The 13,395-nt window shown below is 32.1% G+C and carries 17 protein-coding genes and 1 tRNA gene; 10 read left to right on the forward strand and 8 right to left on the reverse strand.

What is annotated here, in order from left to right:
- The first annotated feature begins 1 nt into the window (after position 1).
- A complete protein-coding gene (locus tag BUE10_RS01165; RefSeq protein WP_073481375.1) occupies positions 2 to 790 on the forward strand; it encodes a sensor histidine kinase in 789 nt (262 codons plus the stop codon).
- Positions 774 to 1,424, forward strand: a complete 651-nt coding sequence (locus BUE10_RS01170) for a response regulator transcription factor (protein WP_073481377.1) — start codon at positions 774 to 776, stop codon at positions 1,422 to 1,424. Before BUE10_RS01165 ends, BUE10_RS01170 begins: the two co-directional genes overlap by 17 nt.
- Here the strand turns inward: BUE10_RS01170 and BUE10_RS01175 are convergent.
- The gene (locus BUE10_RS01175; RefSeq protein ID WP_073481379.1) at positions 1,421 to 1,933 is read right to left on the reverse strand and encodes an adenine phosphoribosyltransferase; all 513 of its coding nucleotides are present in this window, start codon (positions 1,931 to 1,933) and stop codon (positions 1,421 to 1,423) included. The two genes, BUE10_RS01170 and BUE10_RS01175, sit on opposite strands and share 4 nt — an antisense overlap.
- 112 nt (positions 1,934 to 2,045) lie before the next feature.
- On the opposite strand from BUE10_RS01175, the gene BUE10_RS01180 reads away from it, so the two are divergent.
- Both BUE10_RS01180 and BUE10_RS01185 read left to right on the forward strand, forming a co-directional pair.
- Positions 2,046 to 2,119: transfer RNA gene (locus BUE10_RS01180), tRNA-Arg, on the forward strand.
- A 246-nt stretch (positions 2,120 to 2,365) separates the two neighbouring features.
- Positions 2,366 to 3,022 (forward strand): hypothetical protein, encoded by a 657-nt coding sequence (locus BUE10_RS01185; protein WP_073481381.1) that lies wholly within the window; start codon positions 2,366 to 2,368, stop codon positions 3,020 to 3,022.
- A gap of 323 nt (positions 3,023 to 3,345) precedes the next feature.
- Here the strand turns inward: BUE10_RS01185 and BUE10_RS01190 are convergent, their stop codons facing one another.
- On the reverse strand, positions 3,346 to 3,645 hold the full coding sequence (locus tag BUE10_RS01190; RefSeq protein ID WP_083597908.1) for a winged helix-turn-helix transcriptional regulator: 300 nt from the start codon (positions 3,643 to 3,645) through the stop codon (positions 3,346 to 3,348).
- Positions 3,646 to 3,768: 123 nt separating this feature from the next.
- Here BUE10_RS01190 and BUE10_RS01195 point away from each other — a divergent pair, with 123 nt between their 5' ends.
- Positions 3,769 to 4,521 carry an NADPH-dependent F420 reductase gene (locus BUE10_RS01195; RefSeq protein ID WP_073481383.1) on the forward strand — a complete coding sequence of 251 codons (753 nt, stop codon included), beginning with the start codon at positions 3,769 to 3,771 and terminating at the stop codon, positions 4,519 to 4,521.
- A gap of 128 nt (positions 4,522 to 4,649) precedes the next feature.
- Here the strand turns inward: BUE10_RS01195 and BUE10_RS01200 are convergent, their stop codons facing one another.
- Together BUE10_RS01200 and BUE10_RS01205 are read right to left on the reverse strand one after the other, a co-directional pair.
- Positions 4,650 to 5,354, reverse strand: coding sequence for a dioxygenase family protein (locus BUE10_RS01200; protein ID WP_073481385.1), 705 nt, complete (start codon positions 5,352 to 5,354; stop codon positions 4,650 to 4,652).
- Positions 5,355 to 5,465: 111 nt separating this feature from the next.
- Positions 5,466 to 6,047: a Crp/Fnr family transcriptional regulator gene (locus BUE10_RS01205; RefSeq protein WP_073481387.1), complete on the reverse strand. Its 582-nt coding sequence runs from the start codon at positions 6,045 to 6,047 to the stop codon at positions 5,466 to 5,468.
- Positions 6,048 to 6,658: 611 nt separating this feature from the next.
- Here BUE10_RS01205 and BUE10_RS01210 point away from each other — a divergent pair.
- From BUE10_RS01210 to BUE10_RS01220, 3 genes are all read left to right on the forward strand, one after another.
- Entirely contained in the window at positions 6,659 to 7,447 is a 789-nt protein-coding gene (locus BUE10_RS01210; protein ID WP_073481389.1) for an SDR family oxidoreductase, read from the forward strand.
- A gap of 138 nt (positions 7,448 to 7,585) precedes the next feature.
- Positions 7,586 to 7,879 carry a putative quinol monooxygenase gene (locus tag BUE10_RS01215; RefSeq protein WP_073481390.1) on the forward strand — a complete coding sequence of 98 codons (294 nt, stop codon included), beginning with the start codon at positions 7,586 to 7,588 and terminating at the stop codon, positions 7,877 to 7,879.
- A 57-nt stretch (positions 7,880 to 7,936) separates the two neighbouring features.
- The gene (locus BUE10_RS01220) at positions 7,937 to 8,833 is read left to right on the forward strand and encodes a helix-turn-helix domain-containing protein (protein WP_073481392.1); all 897 of its coding nucleotides are present in this window, start codon (positions 7,937 to 7,939) and stop codon (positions 8,831 to 8,833) included.
- 144 nt (positions 8,834 to 8,977) lie between these two features.
- Here the strand turns inward: BUE10_RS01220 and BUE10_RS01225 are convergent, their stop codons facing one another.
- The 3 genes from BUE10_RS01225 to BUE10_RS01235 all read right to left on the reverse strand — a co-directional run bounded on the left by BUE10_RS01225 (position 8,978) and on the right by BUE10_RS01235 (position 11,125).
- Positions 8,978 to 10,024 carry an alpha/beta hydrolase gene (locus BUE10_RS01225; protein ID WP_073481394.1) on the reverse strand — a complete coding sequence of 349 codons (1,047 nt, stop codon included), beginning with the start codon at positions 10,022 to 10,024 and terminating at the stop codon, positions 8,978 to 8,980.
- 9 nt (positions 10,025 to 10,033) lie between these two features.
- Positions 10,034 to 10,594 carry a sugar O-acetyltransferase gene (locus tag BUE10_RS01230; protein ID WP_073481396.1) on the reverse strand — a complete coding sequence of 187 codons (561 nt, stop codon included), beginning with the start codon at positions 10,592 to 10,594 and terminating at the stop codon, positions 10,034 to 10,036.
- Between the two features lie 93 nt (positions 10,595 to 10,687).
- Positions 10,688 to 11,125 carry a nuclear transport factor 2 family protein gene (locus tag BUE10_RS01235; protein WP_073481398.1) on the reverse strand — a complete coding sequence of 146 codons (438 nt, stop codon included), beginning with the start codon at positions 11,123 to 11,125 and terminating at the stop codon, positions 10,688 to 10,690.
- Between the two features lie 126 nt (positions 11,126 to 11,251).
- On the opposite strand from BUE10_RS01235, the gene BUE10_RS01240 reads away from it, so the two are divergent.
- Positions 11,252 to 11,659 carry a winged helix-turn-helix transcriptional regulator gene (locus BUE10_RS01240; RefSeq protein ID WP_073481400.1) on the forward strand — a complete coding sequence of 136 codons (408 nt, stop codon included), beginning with the start codon at positions 11,252 to 11,254 and terminating at the stop codon, positions 11,657 to 11,659.
- Here the strand turns inward: BUE10_RS01240 and BUE10_RS01245 are convergent, their stop codons facing one another.
- Entirely contained in the window at positions 11,660 to 12,487 is an 828-nt protein-coding gene (locus BUE10_RS01245) for an AraC family transcriptional regulator (RefSeq protein WP_073481402.1), read from the reverse strand.
- A 369-nt stretch (positions 12,488 to 12,856) separates the two neighbouring features.
- Between BUE10_RS01245 and BUE10_RS01250 the strand changes: the two genes are divergently transcribed.
- Complete coding sequence (locus tag BUE10_RS01250) at positions 12,857 to 13,171, forward strand: helix-turn-helix domain-containing protein (protein WP_073481404.1); 315 nt, start codon at positions 12,857 to 12,859, stop codon at positions 13,169 to 13,171.
- Positions 13,172 to 13,395 lie beyond the last annotated feature (224 nt).

The following is a 13,395-nucleotide window of genomic DNA, read 5'->3' on the forward strand; positions in this document are numbered from 1 at the left end:
TATGGAGCGAAAAGAAATACAACTATTAGTAATTTCATTAGGTATTGTTTTTTTTACTTTACTGGCCGTTGTACTTGTACTTTTCTTTTATTTTTTAAAGAAGAAGAACAGCTATCTGGTCGAAAAAATGGAATCTGAAATGTATTTCCAATCGGAATTGGTAAAAACCCGAATCGAAATTAAAGATCAGACGCTTTCTGAAATCAGTAAAGAACTTCATGATAATATTGGCCAGATTATATCGGTTGGAATTATGCAGCTCAATATGTCTATAAGCAGTAATAGTATTGAGGTAGAAGAATTAAAAGACCTTAAAAATGTACTTGCAAAAGCACTTGACGAACTCAGAATTTTATCGCGCATTATTAATAAAGATAATTTACTGCAAAGCAACTTTATTGAAGCTATAAAACAGGATTTAATACGTATAAAAAAACTTAGAAAAATTCAGTACCGGTATAATTTGACAGGAGAAATTCCGAAGATAACCGAAGAACATGATTTGTTCATTTACCGAATCTTTCAGGAAGCTTTACACAATAGCTTAAAGCATTCTCGCAGCGATTTATACGAAGTAAATATTGTAACAACTGAAGACCTTTTTCAGCTAAAATTAAAGGATTTCGGAATTGGCTACGATCCTCTTAAAGCAAATTCCGGGCAAGGATTAACTAACATGAAACTGCGGGCTAAACTTATTGGAGCGCAATTGATCATGGAATCAGATTCATCAGGAACAACCGTAACTTTAGAATACCCTTTAAATACCACCAATGAAACCGAATACTAAAAGTAAAATTATTATTGTCGACGATCATCAGCTTTTTTCCCAATCATTAGAACTTTTAATTAAAAGTTTTGGAGACTACGATGTTATCGAGCGATTTGAAAACGGAAAGTTGTTTATTTCCTATCTTCAGGAAAATCCGGATACTAATATCGATTTGGTATTATTAGATGTTAATATGCCTGTTTTAGACGGTTTAAGCACCATGAAATGGGTTAAGGAAAACAGACCTAATTTAAAAGTAATTGCGCTTTCTGTAAACGACGATGAAGAAATCATTATAAAAATGATTACAAACGGTGCAAAAGGTTATTTATTGAAAGATACATCACCCGAAATTTTTAAAGAAGCTATTGAATGTGTTATCGAAAAAGGGTTTTATTTTACCGAATTGGTTTCGGGAATGCTCGTTAACAAAGTAAACAGCGATAATAAAAAAATCAGTTTAAAGGAAAAAGAACTGGTATTTATAAAACATGCCTGCACTGAGATGACGTATAAAGAAATCGCCTCAGAAATGTGTTTAAGCCCAAAAACCATTGATGGTTACAGGGAATCATTATTTGATAAGTTAGAGATAAAAACGAGAATAGGTTTAGTTTTGTACGCTGTTAAACATAAAATTGTATTTGTTTAGTAAGACAGCGCTGCAAAAATTGGAAATTCTTTGATTTTTTCTCTTCCGTTAAGGAAAGTCAGTTCCATTAAAAAATTACATTGTACAATTTCACCGCCTAACTTTTCAACCAGTTCGCAGACTGCTTTAGCAGTTCCGCCAGTTGCCAGAACATCATCGTGAATTAATATGCGGTCTCCTTTTTGAATAGCGTCGGTATGCATTTCAAGACTGTCTGTTCCATATTCTAATGTGTATGAAGCTGAAATAGTTTCATAAGGCAGCTTTTTAGGTTTCCTTACCGGAATAAATCCAGCATTTAGTTCTTGCGCCAATAACATCCCGAAGAAAAAACCACGGCTTTCTGCCCCTACTATCTTATCAATTTTCTGTCCTTTTAAAGAATTTACCAAAATAGATAAGCATTCTTGCCTCGCTTCAACGTCATTTAACAGCGGAGTGATATCTTTAAATAAAATTCCTTCTTTAGGAAAGTCCTGAATATCACGTATATAATTTTCAATCTTCATTTTTTTTTATTTTTCTGTATTTTTTTACTTGTTTATCTCGCATTTATCTCTATATTTGCACCCGCAAACAGCATTCAACAAAGCTACGAAAATTAGCTCAATGAAACAAAAAGGCCTCGTGGCGCAACTGAATAGCGCATCTGATTACGGCTCAGAAGGTTACTGGTTTGAATCCAGTCGAGGTCACTTCTAAAATTGAAAAATCCCTATATATCTGATATATAGGGATTTATTCGTTTTGTACTAGGATTCAAACATTTTTTTTATTAGACACATAAACAACTACATATCAGGTTTTTACATTTAAAATTAAAAACTAAAATAGACAAGTTTACTGTTCTTACTTCCCATAAACGTCCCAATAATTTAATTAGGGAAGTAATTTTAATTATTATTACATATTAAAACAAATTATATAACGAATAGAAAAAAATGGAAAAACATTGGAGTGAAAATTTGCTTAATAAAAAATCTATAATCATATTACTATTTTTAATATTTATATTATTATGCCTTATAGTTTCAGTTGGTCTATTTACTGATCGGCATATTAAATTATTCGGAATTGAATTTAATTCTGAAAAAAAAGATACTATTATAATATATAAAACAAATGATAAACATCAAGGTACATATAGAGAAGAAGATTTCACAGATTCAAATAAAAGAGAACTGAATGAAATTGATTCAAATAAAAATTATAAAAAAAATGAGAACACAAAGGTTAATTCTTCAATAAAATCAGAGAATAATAAATATAATATGAAAGAAGTGAACGCAACTAACCTTCAAATCGGTGATAATAATATTCAAAATATAGGAATTCAACCCAGAAAAATTACAGAAGATTTTTTGAAAGATTTTTTTAAAGTTTTCCCTGACAAAACAATATATATTGGTTTTGTTGGTTCAAATTCAAGCATTGAAATAATCAATACAAAGAAACAGATTATTGAGATCTTAGAACAAAAAGGGTATAATAATATTGAAAAAACACAAGGTATTAGGATAATGGTAAATCCAGATCTACCAAATGAAATTTGCATAATGCGTAATGAACTGGGAGGAGCTAGTTTTTATATACCGTAATATATTTTTAAATTTAAACTAATAACTTCCCACAAACTTCCCTACACATGAAAACACATACTGATTTACAACACGTTACACATAAGGTTTGTTTCCAGTCGAGGTCACAAAAATTAAAATCCCATTTCTAACGAAATGGGATTTTTTTTATGCTTTTTCCTGTTATTTTAACACCCTATTCTGGCATCATGCGCAAAAGATCAAATTACGGGATCATGCGGATCAACACGAAATAGGTATCTTATTTTAATAATATTCTTTCAGTAATTGTTTTATTTAAGGAAGCATCAATTCCGGTAACTTCGGCATACTTATTCTTCTGATCAAGATTGTGGGTGCGAAGTCAGGAGACATTCGCACAGCTTTCCAAAAGAACTCTTCGGAGAGCGGGTATTTTTTTTTACCAATTTATTTAGCTCGAGATCTTTCAGCTCTTTACTAAGCATTTTATTAGATATTCCTGACACATCATTTAGTATTTCTGAAAATCTTCTTTTTCTGTAATAACACAAAGAAGAGATGATTGCTATTTTCCATTTTCCGTTTAGCACATCCATAGAATCCTGAACTGCCATCATTTCTTTTTTATGATCCTGTCTGAAACCGCTATCAATACAACCCATATTCTTATTGTTACCTTGAGGTTACTATTACTTTTTGAAACTAAGCTTCAAATGTAAACAAATAGCCCTTAATTTTGTTCGCCATTCGAATGAGATTAATAAAACAATTTAAATAATTTTAAAATGAAAATAGGAATTATAGGAGCTGGCGCAATCGGCTCTGTACTATCAAAAAAACTAAGTGCAAATGGTCATCAGGTAATCGTTGCCAATTCTAAGGGACCTGAAACAGTTCCGGCAGAAGCTTTGGCTTTTGGGGCAACGGCTGGAACAACTAAAGATGCAATAACTGATAAAGATGTTCTGATTATCTCTATACCTTTTATTCAGATAAACAATATTGCTGCTATCATAAAGGAAAATATTGATAAAAGAACTATCATCATTGATACAGGTAATTATTACCCTGTTCGTGATGGCAGTATTGAAGAAATTCTTGAAGGAAAGCCAGAAAGTATTTGGGTATCTGAAAAACTTGGGAGAGATGTCGTTAAGGCATGGAATTCTGTTGTTGCACCTGTTTTAAAAAACAATGGTTATCCTGCTGGAATGCAAAATCGATTGGCAGTTCCTTTTACAGCGGAAGATGACAATAGTACAGCCGTTGCAAAACAGTTGATTGAAGAGACTGGATTTGATCCATTTTATGTGGGCGATTTACAAGAGCCCTATCGATTTCAACCCGGTCAGCCTTCATATTCTACCTCATTAAATTTAGCAGATATTAAGAAAGCTATAGAACAAGCTCACACATCTTCGAATGCTGCATTACACAGAGAAGAATTTATAGTAACTATGATGAAACTAGGCTGGCCTGATGACGCTAAAACTATGGTTGAAATCTCGCGATTTCTTAATAATAAGCAGGTAAATTAATAATTAAAATTACATTTATTGAGCAAAGATAAAAATGTCTTTTTGTCTTTGCTCAATTTATTATACAACATTAAAATATAAGTGTACTGACAAAGATTATCTGTCAATTATTATTTCAAATGTACTTTCTAAGAAACTGTAATGATTTTTGAAAGCGTATAACCATCGCTGATATTTCCCGTTACAGTGTCCGCCATATTTCGGCTTAAACTGTCAGAAAACAATGAATCCTGTGTATTCGATCTGTCTGGTGCACCGTTATATCCGTTTGAAGCATAAACTGTTGAATAAGCATTAACCGGAAAAGCAATTTGTGTAACCAAAAGCGAATTTCCGCCCGTAGTTAAAACCTCAACATGTATGTGCGGCGCCCTGCCGGGATACCAGCCTGGAAAAATACTCACAAAAGAGACTTCTCCTTTGCTATCGGTAGTTTGTCTTCCGCGAAGAAAATTTTGGCTGGTATAATTCGTCGTCTGTAATTGATTACCTCCATATTGCGAATAATTTCCATCTTTATCACATTGCCAAATATCTACCAAAACACCTGCAAGCGGCAAGCATCCATTGCTTTGATCCTGAACGGTTATTTTCATTAATAAAGGCACTCCGGTTCTATCTCCTATTATATTAGATTGTGCTAATTGTGCCGGAGTTTTAATTGGAAAAGGCCCAACCATTTCAACAGGCGAAACCTGACAGCTTTGTCCATCAACAGGGGGTACTTCTGCTTCTTCTTTTTCATCTTTTGAGCAGGAAGAAATAACAGATGGAATCACTGCCATTGCACCTAAACCTAAGAATCCGTTTTTTAAGAATTTTCTTTTGTCCATGATTTTTTATTTATATCAATGGCAAGTCATTAAAACTTAAAACTGCCATTATGCAAATATGCAGCCTCTTTTGCTTTAAAAACATTGAACAAGTTCAATAAATGCAATCGTTTATTTACTATTGAAAAGTTTTTTTCTGATTTTACTTAAAAACTCATGACTTATGCCTAAATAAGCTGCAATTTGTAAATTGGTAAGACGCTGAGAAAGCTGTGGATATTTTTCGATAAAATCCAGATAAAGCTGATCGGCAGTTTTACTGAGATTATCCATCATGCGCTGCTGCAAAGCAATGTGCGTTTTCTGGGTCATAATTCTGAATAACTTTTCGATCTGCGGAATATTATCGTATGCATATTCTTTGTCATTTTTAGATATGAGCAAAATTTCACTATCTTCTAATGCCTGAATATGCAATTTAGAGAAAGTTGTATTTGTAAAACTGTCCAAATCGGTCAGCCACCAATTTTCTATGGCAAAATAGAGAATTTGCTCCACTCCATTCGGATGGATATGATACACTCTAAAAAGTCCTTTTATTACAAATCCCTCAAAATCACAGATTTCACCTTCTTTTAATAAGAAACTTTTTTTTCTGACTGATTTATTTTGGAACAAGTCGCAAAAAGCTGTCATTTCAGATTCTGAAATTGAAATGTTTTTGGAGATATATTCTTTTAGATTATCTTTCATGATATCAAATAGTGGCATTTTAATGAACAACCAAATTAGAACTAAAAATCAGGATTAACATTAATTTCTCATTAGAAAACTTTAGAACAGTAGAAATCTAGAGGATGATTCGAAGTCCCGTTAAGGATATAGTTTTCTCTCTTTTGGTTTATCGTAATTTTTTGATACTAAATATAGTAATTCCAAAATAATTTTAGCTTACTTCTCATCTACTTGAATACCGTTCTTGGAAAGAATAATAATGGCTTTATTTGCTATGTAAAAAAGCAAAACATTTTTGTGGTATTCTATCAGTAGGTATAAAAGTAAAGTTTACTTTAGAGTTGCAGATGACCATCTTGTATCAAAATCAACTGAACACTTGAATTAGCTTTAAAATGAATAACAAATTTTGGAATATTATCCTTCATTGAATAATTCTAAGTAAAAAACTACTACTAATAATAATAACTAAAATATAACTGCTGGATTTATTGGGTTTAGCAGTTTTCATATAAAGTCAAATTTTAAAAATGGACGTAAAAATGTATCATGTCTTCCCACTTTTGTATAAGCAGGAACAGAAACTCCTACCCTAACTTTGCCTCATTATTAATCATATAAAAAATAAAATGAGCAAAACAATTTTAATCACAGGTGCATCATCAGGTTTTGGATTGATGTTAGCAAACGATCTTCACAAGAAAGGTTTTAATATAATTGGAACCAGTCGCGAACCAGAAAAATATAAAGTACCTTTTAAATTGCTGCAACTGGATATAGATGACGATAATTCAATTCTTGCCTTTAAAGAAAAACTGTCTTCTGAAATAAAACAGCTAGATGTACTGGTAAACAATGCAGGTTTTATGATCACTGGTATTGCAGAGGAAACTCCTATAGATGTAGCCAGAAAACAATTTGAGACCAACTTCTGGGGAACTGTTAAGGTTACCAATGCATTACTGCCGCACTTTAGAAAACAAAAATTTGGACAAATTATAACTGTAAGTTCTATTGTTGGTTTGATTGGACCACCAAATTTATCTTACTATTCTGCTTCAAAACATGCAATAGAAGGATATTTCAAATCACTTCGCTTCGAACTCAATCCCTTTAATATTAAAGTTAGTGTTGTTGAACCTGTTTGGTTTAAAACCAATCTTGGGCACAATGCCATTTCTTCAACAGGAAATATTCCAGATTACAATATTTACAGAAAAAAAGTCAATGCTGCTACTCAAAAAGGTTTAGATGAAGCAGAATCACCAGATGCAGTGGCAAAAATTATTACCAAACTAATTGGAACAAAAGAACCAAAATTTAGCAATCCGGTTGGAAAAATGTCTGGTATGATTGTATTCCTGCAGCATTTTGCCCCAAAAATGTTTGAAAGTTCAATATTAAAAAGCATCAAATAATAGAAATAATCTGAAACGAAAATCTTAGATCGAAATAAATTAAACAAATAAATATTACAATTAAAACAGTACTAATAATTGACCGTGGTTTAGGAATTGGTTTGGAAACCGCAAAATTGTTAAGTAAAAAAGAAAGAAATGAAGAAAAAAATTATAACAAATGCCGCACTTAAAATTAATCCAGAATTCATCGAGGAAGTACTTCCGATTGCAATTGAAACAAAAGCTCATATTTTACTTGAAGAAGGATGTGAAAATTTTGTGCTGATGCGAAAAACTGAAGAGCCCAATACCATAGTAATTTTTGCCATTTATACTTCAAAAGAAACATATGACTGGCATCTGGAACAGGATTATGTGAAACGCTTCCTTGCTTTTTTAAATGGGAAACTGGATGCACCACCAGAAGTGACCTATCTTGAAGAGATGTAAATTGTTTAGATCATAAACTTTTTAAATGTAAATTTATAATGCCTAAAATTGTTAAGCATGAAAAATTATAAAACGATAAGCGAACTTTATACCTCAAACGGGTTTCCGCCTCCAGAAAATCCTCTGCTGGGGCTGGTAACTTTTGAAGAGTTGCAAGGATGCACATTTGCTGAAACAGAATTCACAATGGATTTTTATAAAATAGCTTTAAAAAAAGTAAAATCAGGTACTATTTTATACGGAAAGACAAAGTATGATCATGACAATGGCTCGATGGCTTTTGTAAAACCTGGTCAGAAAATTACAATGAGTGACATTGAACTTACCGAAAAAGGTTTTATGATTTATATCGATGAAGATTTTTTAGTTAATACAAACCTTTATTCTGAAATTAAAAAATATGGCTTTTTTGATTATGAAGTTAATGAAGCTTTGCATTTATCACCAAAAGAAGAAGAAACTATCTGGGATTTATTCTATAAAATAAAATTGGAATATTACAACAATCAGGACGACTTCAGTAAAGATATTATGCTCACTCATATCGATTCAATTCTAAAATATTCGCAGCGCTACTACAAGCGCCAGTTTTTAAACAGAGCCTCGCTGTCAGGAACAATTATTACCAGGTTTACTGAAATTCTTAAATTATATTTCGAAAGTGGAAAACTTCAAAAAGAAGGATTACCGACCGTAAAATTTATGGCATCAAAATTATCTTTATCTGCAAGATATTTAAGTGATTTATTAAAACAAGAAACTGGCAAAACAGCTTTAGAGCATATTCATATTTCTTTGGTTACTGAAGCCAAAAACATTTTAGTAACTACTGATAATACTGTAGCGGAAACTGCTTATAAATTAGGATTTGAAAACCCGCCTTATTTTTCAAGATTGTTTAAAAAAGAAGTCGGATTGACTCCAACAGAATATCGTGAACAATTTTTGAACTAGCTCAATGACTAAAGCCTGTTTGTTTCAAATTAAATCAAAGTGTTCTGGCGCTAAAAGCTCCAATGAAAGAAACCTCCAAAATCAAATTACTGGAGGTTTCATTTTTTTTAAAATTGGCTTTCTCTCAAATCATTATTCAACAGATTATTTTAAATTAGCTGTAAAGAAATTCTCTAACTTATCGAAAGGAATTATATTAACTTTATCATACAAATCAACGTGAACGGCATCTGGTATAATTATTAATTCTTTTGGTTCATTTGCCACTTTATAAATGTCTTCACTAAAATATCTTGAGTGCGCCTTTTCTCCTGCGATTAAAAGCATCGGTCTTGGCGAAATTTCTTTTACATAAGTTAAAATTGGCATATTCATAAACGATAGTGGATTAGTGATCAGCCACGCTCCATTTGAGTTCACAGAATTGGCCTGAAAACCACGTGGAGTTCTGTAATAGTCAAAATATTCTTTTACAAATTGTGGTTCGTCGCCTTTCAATGTTTCCGGTAAATTTCTTGGGCCGTCTGCCGGTTTTCCGTTTTCGGCATCTTTCCAACGTTGCTGACCCAAAGCTTCCAACGTTTTGGTACGTTGTTCTGGCGTAACAGCATCATTGTAACCTTTCGACATTACTCTGGTCATATCATACAAACTTGTTGCAGCAACGGCTTTTACTCTTTTATCAACCGCTGTGGCATTCAAGGCAAAACCTCCGAAACCGCAGATCCCAATGATTCCAATTTTATTTCTGTCTACATTTTTTTGTGATCCTAAAAAATCAACCGCGGCACTGAAATCTTCAGTATTGATTTCCGGAGAAGCTAAATTTCTTGGTTCGCCTCCACTCTCTCCTGTATAAGATGGGTCGAATGCTACAACAGCAAAACCACGCTCAGCCATAATGTTTGCGTATAATCCTGATGATTGTTGTTTCACAGCACCAAATGGTCCGCTGATGGCTAATGCGGCAAATTTTTTGGTTCCTGCATTTTTCGGAAGATATAAATCTCCACTTAAAGTAATGCCATAACGGTTTTTGAAGCTTACTTTTTGACGGGTTACTTTCTCACTTAATGGAAAGGTATAGTGCTCTTTTGATGTATTCATTTTTTCTGAATTTAATTTTACTTTTTGTGCAAATAATTGTCCTGTTATCATAAACAGTGTTACAATGGCTAATGCTTTTTTCATTTTATTAATTTAAATTGTTCTTAAAAATTTTGCAGGAATTCCCCCTACGATAGTATTATCAGGAACATCTTTAGAAACTATCGCTCCCGCTGCAATAACTGAATTTTCGCCAATCGTTACGCCTGGCAAAATGGTTGCATTGGCACCAATCCAGACATTTTTTTTAATGTGAATTGGTTTTGGAATTAAAGAATGTCGCTCTTCGATTGAGGTTGGATGTCCTTCAGTAAGCAAACTTACTTTAGGAGCTATTAATACGTTGTCTTCAATTGTAATTCCACCTAAATCAAGAAAAATGCAATCAAAGTTGATAAATACATTTTTACCTATTTTAGTATGTTTTCCGTAATTGATATGTAATGGTGTAAATACAGTTACACTTTGGTCAATTTCAGTATCAGTAATTTGGCTTAAAAATTTTCTGATTTCAACAGAGTTCGATGAATTGTTCATTTCAACCAATATTTTTTTTGTAGCAAAGGAAGCTTCACGCATTTTATACGCATCATTGTCGGTAGATGAAATGATTTCTCCGTTTTTTAGTCGTTCGAATATCGTTTTTGTTTGCATTGTCTATTAATATTAACAATGCAAAATTAAACACAAAGCCTCGCAGTGACTTTACTGCGAGGCTCAAAGAATCTTTCTGAGAAGCTCAATAAATTAAGAGATAGGTCTTTCTTCGATAATCATAAAATGAGCCACACGGTTTTTGATGAACCATTTTCCATTTTGAGCCACATAGCTGTCATCGTATTTTACACTGTAATCAGTCAAAATATCTTTTCCTTCAACTTCTCTGATCATTTTGATTTGAGTAAAAGAAATTCCGGCAGCACTTTCACCGTCGATTTTTACCGTATGTTGACCGTTTAATGTAAAATAGGTTTTTACTAGAGAAGCGTGATAGTTGAAATCTTTTTCCATATTTTCCCTTCCGGAAACATCTGCGACCAAAGCGCCGCCCATATAAACTTTATAAGTAACATCTGGTGTAAATAGATCCATCACTTCAGCAATTTTTTTATCATCACTTAAATAAGCATAATGGTCAATCAAGTTTCTCAAATCTTCTTTTGTTTTTAAAATCTCTAGCGTCATAATTTTGTTGTTTAATTAAAATTGAAAATTTATTTTCTGTAATTATTACAAGTCAAAATTATATTATATTTGCTTACAATTTATTAGTCATTACCTAAAGGTTAGCAGGTAACAAACAAGATAGTTATGGGTGAAACACAAGAAAATCAAACAGATAACAAAGCATTTACAGAAGAATGTCATAAAGTTTTAATGGCAGTTTCAGATGCATTATACGTCATTGGGGGTAAATGGAAACTGATGATTATCATTGCCATGGCAAGAGGAAATAAACGGTTTACCGAAATTCAAAGGCAAGTTACAGGAATCTCTGCTCGCGTGCTTTCAAGCGAATTAAAAGAACTGGAAATGAATGGTTTTATCATCAAAAAAGTAGAAAATGGCTATCCGGTAAGCATAGAATATGAACTTCTGCCTTATAGCCATACGTTAGAAGAAGTTGTGGGAGCAATGACAAAATGGGGAATGCAGCATCGTGAAAAAATTAAAAGCGAACAGTCTTCCGGAAAACTAAAAAATGATAAAGTTAAATAACTAAATTTCTGTTGGCGAAATTCCGTATTGCTTTTTAAATGCGGTTGAAAAATGAGAAGGGTTTTTAAAGCCAACTTCCATATATACATCCTGTACTTTTTTGTTCTCTTCTTTTAATTTTATGTAAGCCATCTCTAAGCGTCTTTTTATCAACCACTTTTGTGGTGTGAGACTGCTTATTTTCTTGAAATCTCTTTTGAAAGTCGCCAAACTTCTCCCTGTAAACGAAGCGATTTGTTCCATTGAAAGTTCTTCCATATAGCTTTCGTTGAGGAATTCCAAAAGGTCAATTTTCCAAGGCTCAGCAAAGTCAAAAAGTATTGGATAAAGTTCTTCGTTGCTATTTAGCAAAGCATAAATTCCTTCTAATAATTTCAATTGTGTAACGCCTTCGGTTGGTTGTATGTTGCTGTCAAAATAAGGGGTAAGCGATTGAAATAAACTTTCTATTGCAGGACTTGGTTCTAACTTGAAGACGGTTTTATCAGAAACTTTAACAGCTGTAGGAATTTCAGTTTTATTCATTTTACTATAAAAATCACGTAACACATTACGTTTGAACGTTAATGAAATGCCTTTGTACAAATCTTCACCTTTGCTGTTTTTGTACATTTTCAAACGATGGTCTCTTCGGATAAAAGCACAATCTCCAGCCTGCAATTTTATTTTTTTATTTCTGTCTTCTATAATCTGTTCGCCGGAGTACAAATAAACCAAAACATGTTCAGGCGTAGTGTGAATACACTTTTCGCTATAATCATTAAAGCAGGACAAGAATATTCCCGAATAGCTTAATGTTTTTAATTTATCCTCTTGCTCTACATCCATAATTTTCTATTACTGCATAATTAACATACAAAAGTAAAATTTATATTTTAGCATTGCTTTGTTGTGAGGTTCTTTTTATCTTTCTGTAAGGCTCAACTAGATTATGAACAATAACTATTTTCCCATAAAGAAGCGCCAATATCTGAATAAATGAAAAGCATAATATCCAAAACTAAACTATCACTTATTAGAAAATAAAAGCGAAAATAGTACTTTTAGAGACATTTATTATTAAGGATATTATCTCTATGTATTTTTATTCAAAGCAGAAAATTATTTAAATAAATTATTTAAATAATTTTCCATAAATAACTGATTACTAAAGACAAAAGTATTAATAAATTTACATTTGATCAAATACCTGGAATAATGAACAAGCTTCATAATAAGTTAGAACACTTGGAAAAGCTTATTATAAACATTTCTACTATAAAAGAAAATAAAGATGATCTTCTAAATATTGAACAAGCATCTAAACTTTTAAATCTGTCAGTATCTACAATATATAGTAAAGTATGTAAAAAAGAAATCCCCGTTAACAAACAAGGCAAGCGTATATATTTTTACAGACATGAGTTAATAAAATGGATTAAGTCAGGAAGGGTAAAGACTTATTCAGAAATGAAGTATGATATTAAAAATTTCAAAATGCAGCTCTTGTCGTTTAGTTTAATATCTTTTTAATATCAGTTCAAATGAATAATAAAAGTTTATAACTACCTTTGCATCAAACAACTCCCATGAGTTTTGTTATCTCAATAAGGATACTTTGTTTTATTTTGTAATACTTTGCTTTAAATTGTAACATAATTGTACCAGTGAAGTTCGAAACTCTATTAAAATAAGGAAAGTTAATTTCTGCATCGGAAAATAATTTATAAAAATGGTTTGACTTTAATTAAAGTCAA

This window comes from Flavobacterium sp. CF108 (genome assembly GCF_900129795.1).
Classification (GTDB): Bacteria; Bacteroidota; Bacteroidia; order Flavobacteriales; family Flavobacteriaceae; genus Flavobacterium.

Coding starts and splice junctions, on each gene's coding strand:
- BUE10_RS01165 (WP_073481375.1), top strand. CDS start 2: ATGGAGCGAAAAGAAATACAACTATTAGTAATTTCATTAGGTATTGTT.
- BUE10_RS01170 (WP_073481377.1), top strand. CDS start 774: ATGAAACCGAATACTAAAAGTAAAATTATTATTGTCGACGATCATCAG.
- BUE10_RS01175 (WP_073481379.1), bottom strand. CDS start 1,933: ATGAAGATTGAAAATTATATACGTGATATTCAGGACTTTCCTAAAGAA.
- BUE10_RS01185 (WP_073481381.1), top strand. CDS start 2,366: ATGGAAAAACATTGGAGTGAAAATTTGCTTAATAAAAAATCTATAATC.
- BUE10_RS01190 (WP_083597908.1), bottom strand. CDS start 3,645: ATGGGTTGTATTGATAGCGGTTTCAGACAGGATCATAAAAAAGAAATG.
- BUE10_RS01195 (WP_073481383.1), top strand. CDS start 3,769: ATGAAAATAGGAATTATAGGAGCTGGCGCAATCGGCTCTGTACTATCA.
- BUE10_RS01200 (WP_073481385.1), bottom strand. CDS start 5,354: ATGGACAAAAGAAAATTCTTAAAAAACGGATTCTTAGGTTTAGGTGCA.
- BUE10_RS01205 (WP_073481387.1), bottom strand. CDS start 6,047: ATGAAAGATAATCTAAAAGAATATATCTCCAAAAACATTTCAATTTCA.
- BUE10_RS01210 (WP_073481389.1), top strand. CDS start 6,659: ATGAGCAAAACAATTTTAATCACAGGTGCATCATCAGGTTTTGGATTG.
- BUE10_RS01215 (WP_073481390.1), top strand. CDS start 7,586: ATGAAGAAAAAAATTATAACAAATGCCGCACTTAAAATTAATCCAGAA.
- BUE10_RS01220 (WP_073481392.1), top strand. CDS start 7,937: ATGAAAAATTATAAAACGATAAGCGAACTTTATACCTCAAACGGGTTT.
- BUE10_RS01225 (WP_073481394.1), bottom strand. CDS start 10,024: ATGAAAAAAGCATTAGCCATTGTAACACTGTTTATGATAACAGGACAA.
- BUE10_RS01230 (WP_073481396.1), bottom strand. CDS start 10,594: ATGCAAACAAAAACGATATTCGAACGACTAAAAAACGGAGAAATCATT.
- BUE10_RS01235 (WP_073481398.1), bottom strand. CDS start 11,125: ATGACGCTAGAGATTTTAAAAACAAAAGAAGATTTGAGAAACTTGATT.
- BUE10_RS01240 (WP_073481400.1), top strand. CDS start 11,252: ATGGGTGAAACACAAGAAAATCAAACAGATAACAAAGCATTTACAGAA.
- BUE10_RS01245 (WP_073481402.1), bottom strand. CDS start 12,487: ATGGATGTAGAGCAAGAGGATAAATTAAAAACATTAAGCTATTCGGGA.
- BUE10_RS01250 (WP_073481404.1), top strand. CDS start 12,857: ATGAACAAGCTTCATAATAAGTTAGAACACTTGGAAAAGCTTATTATA.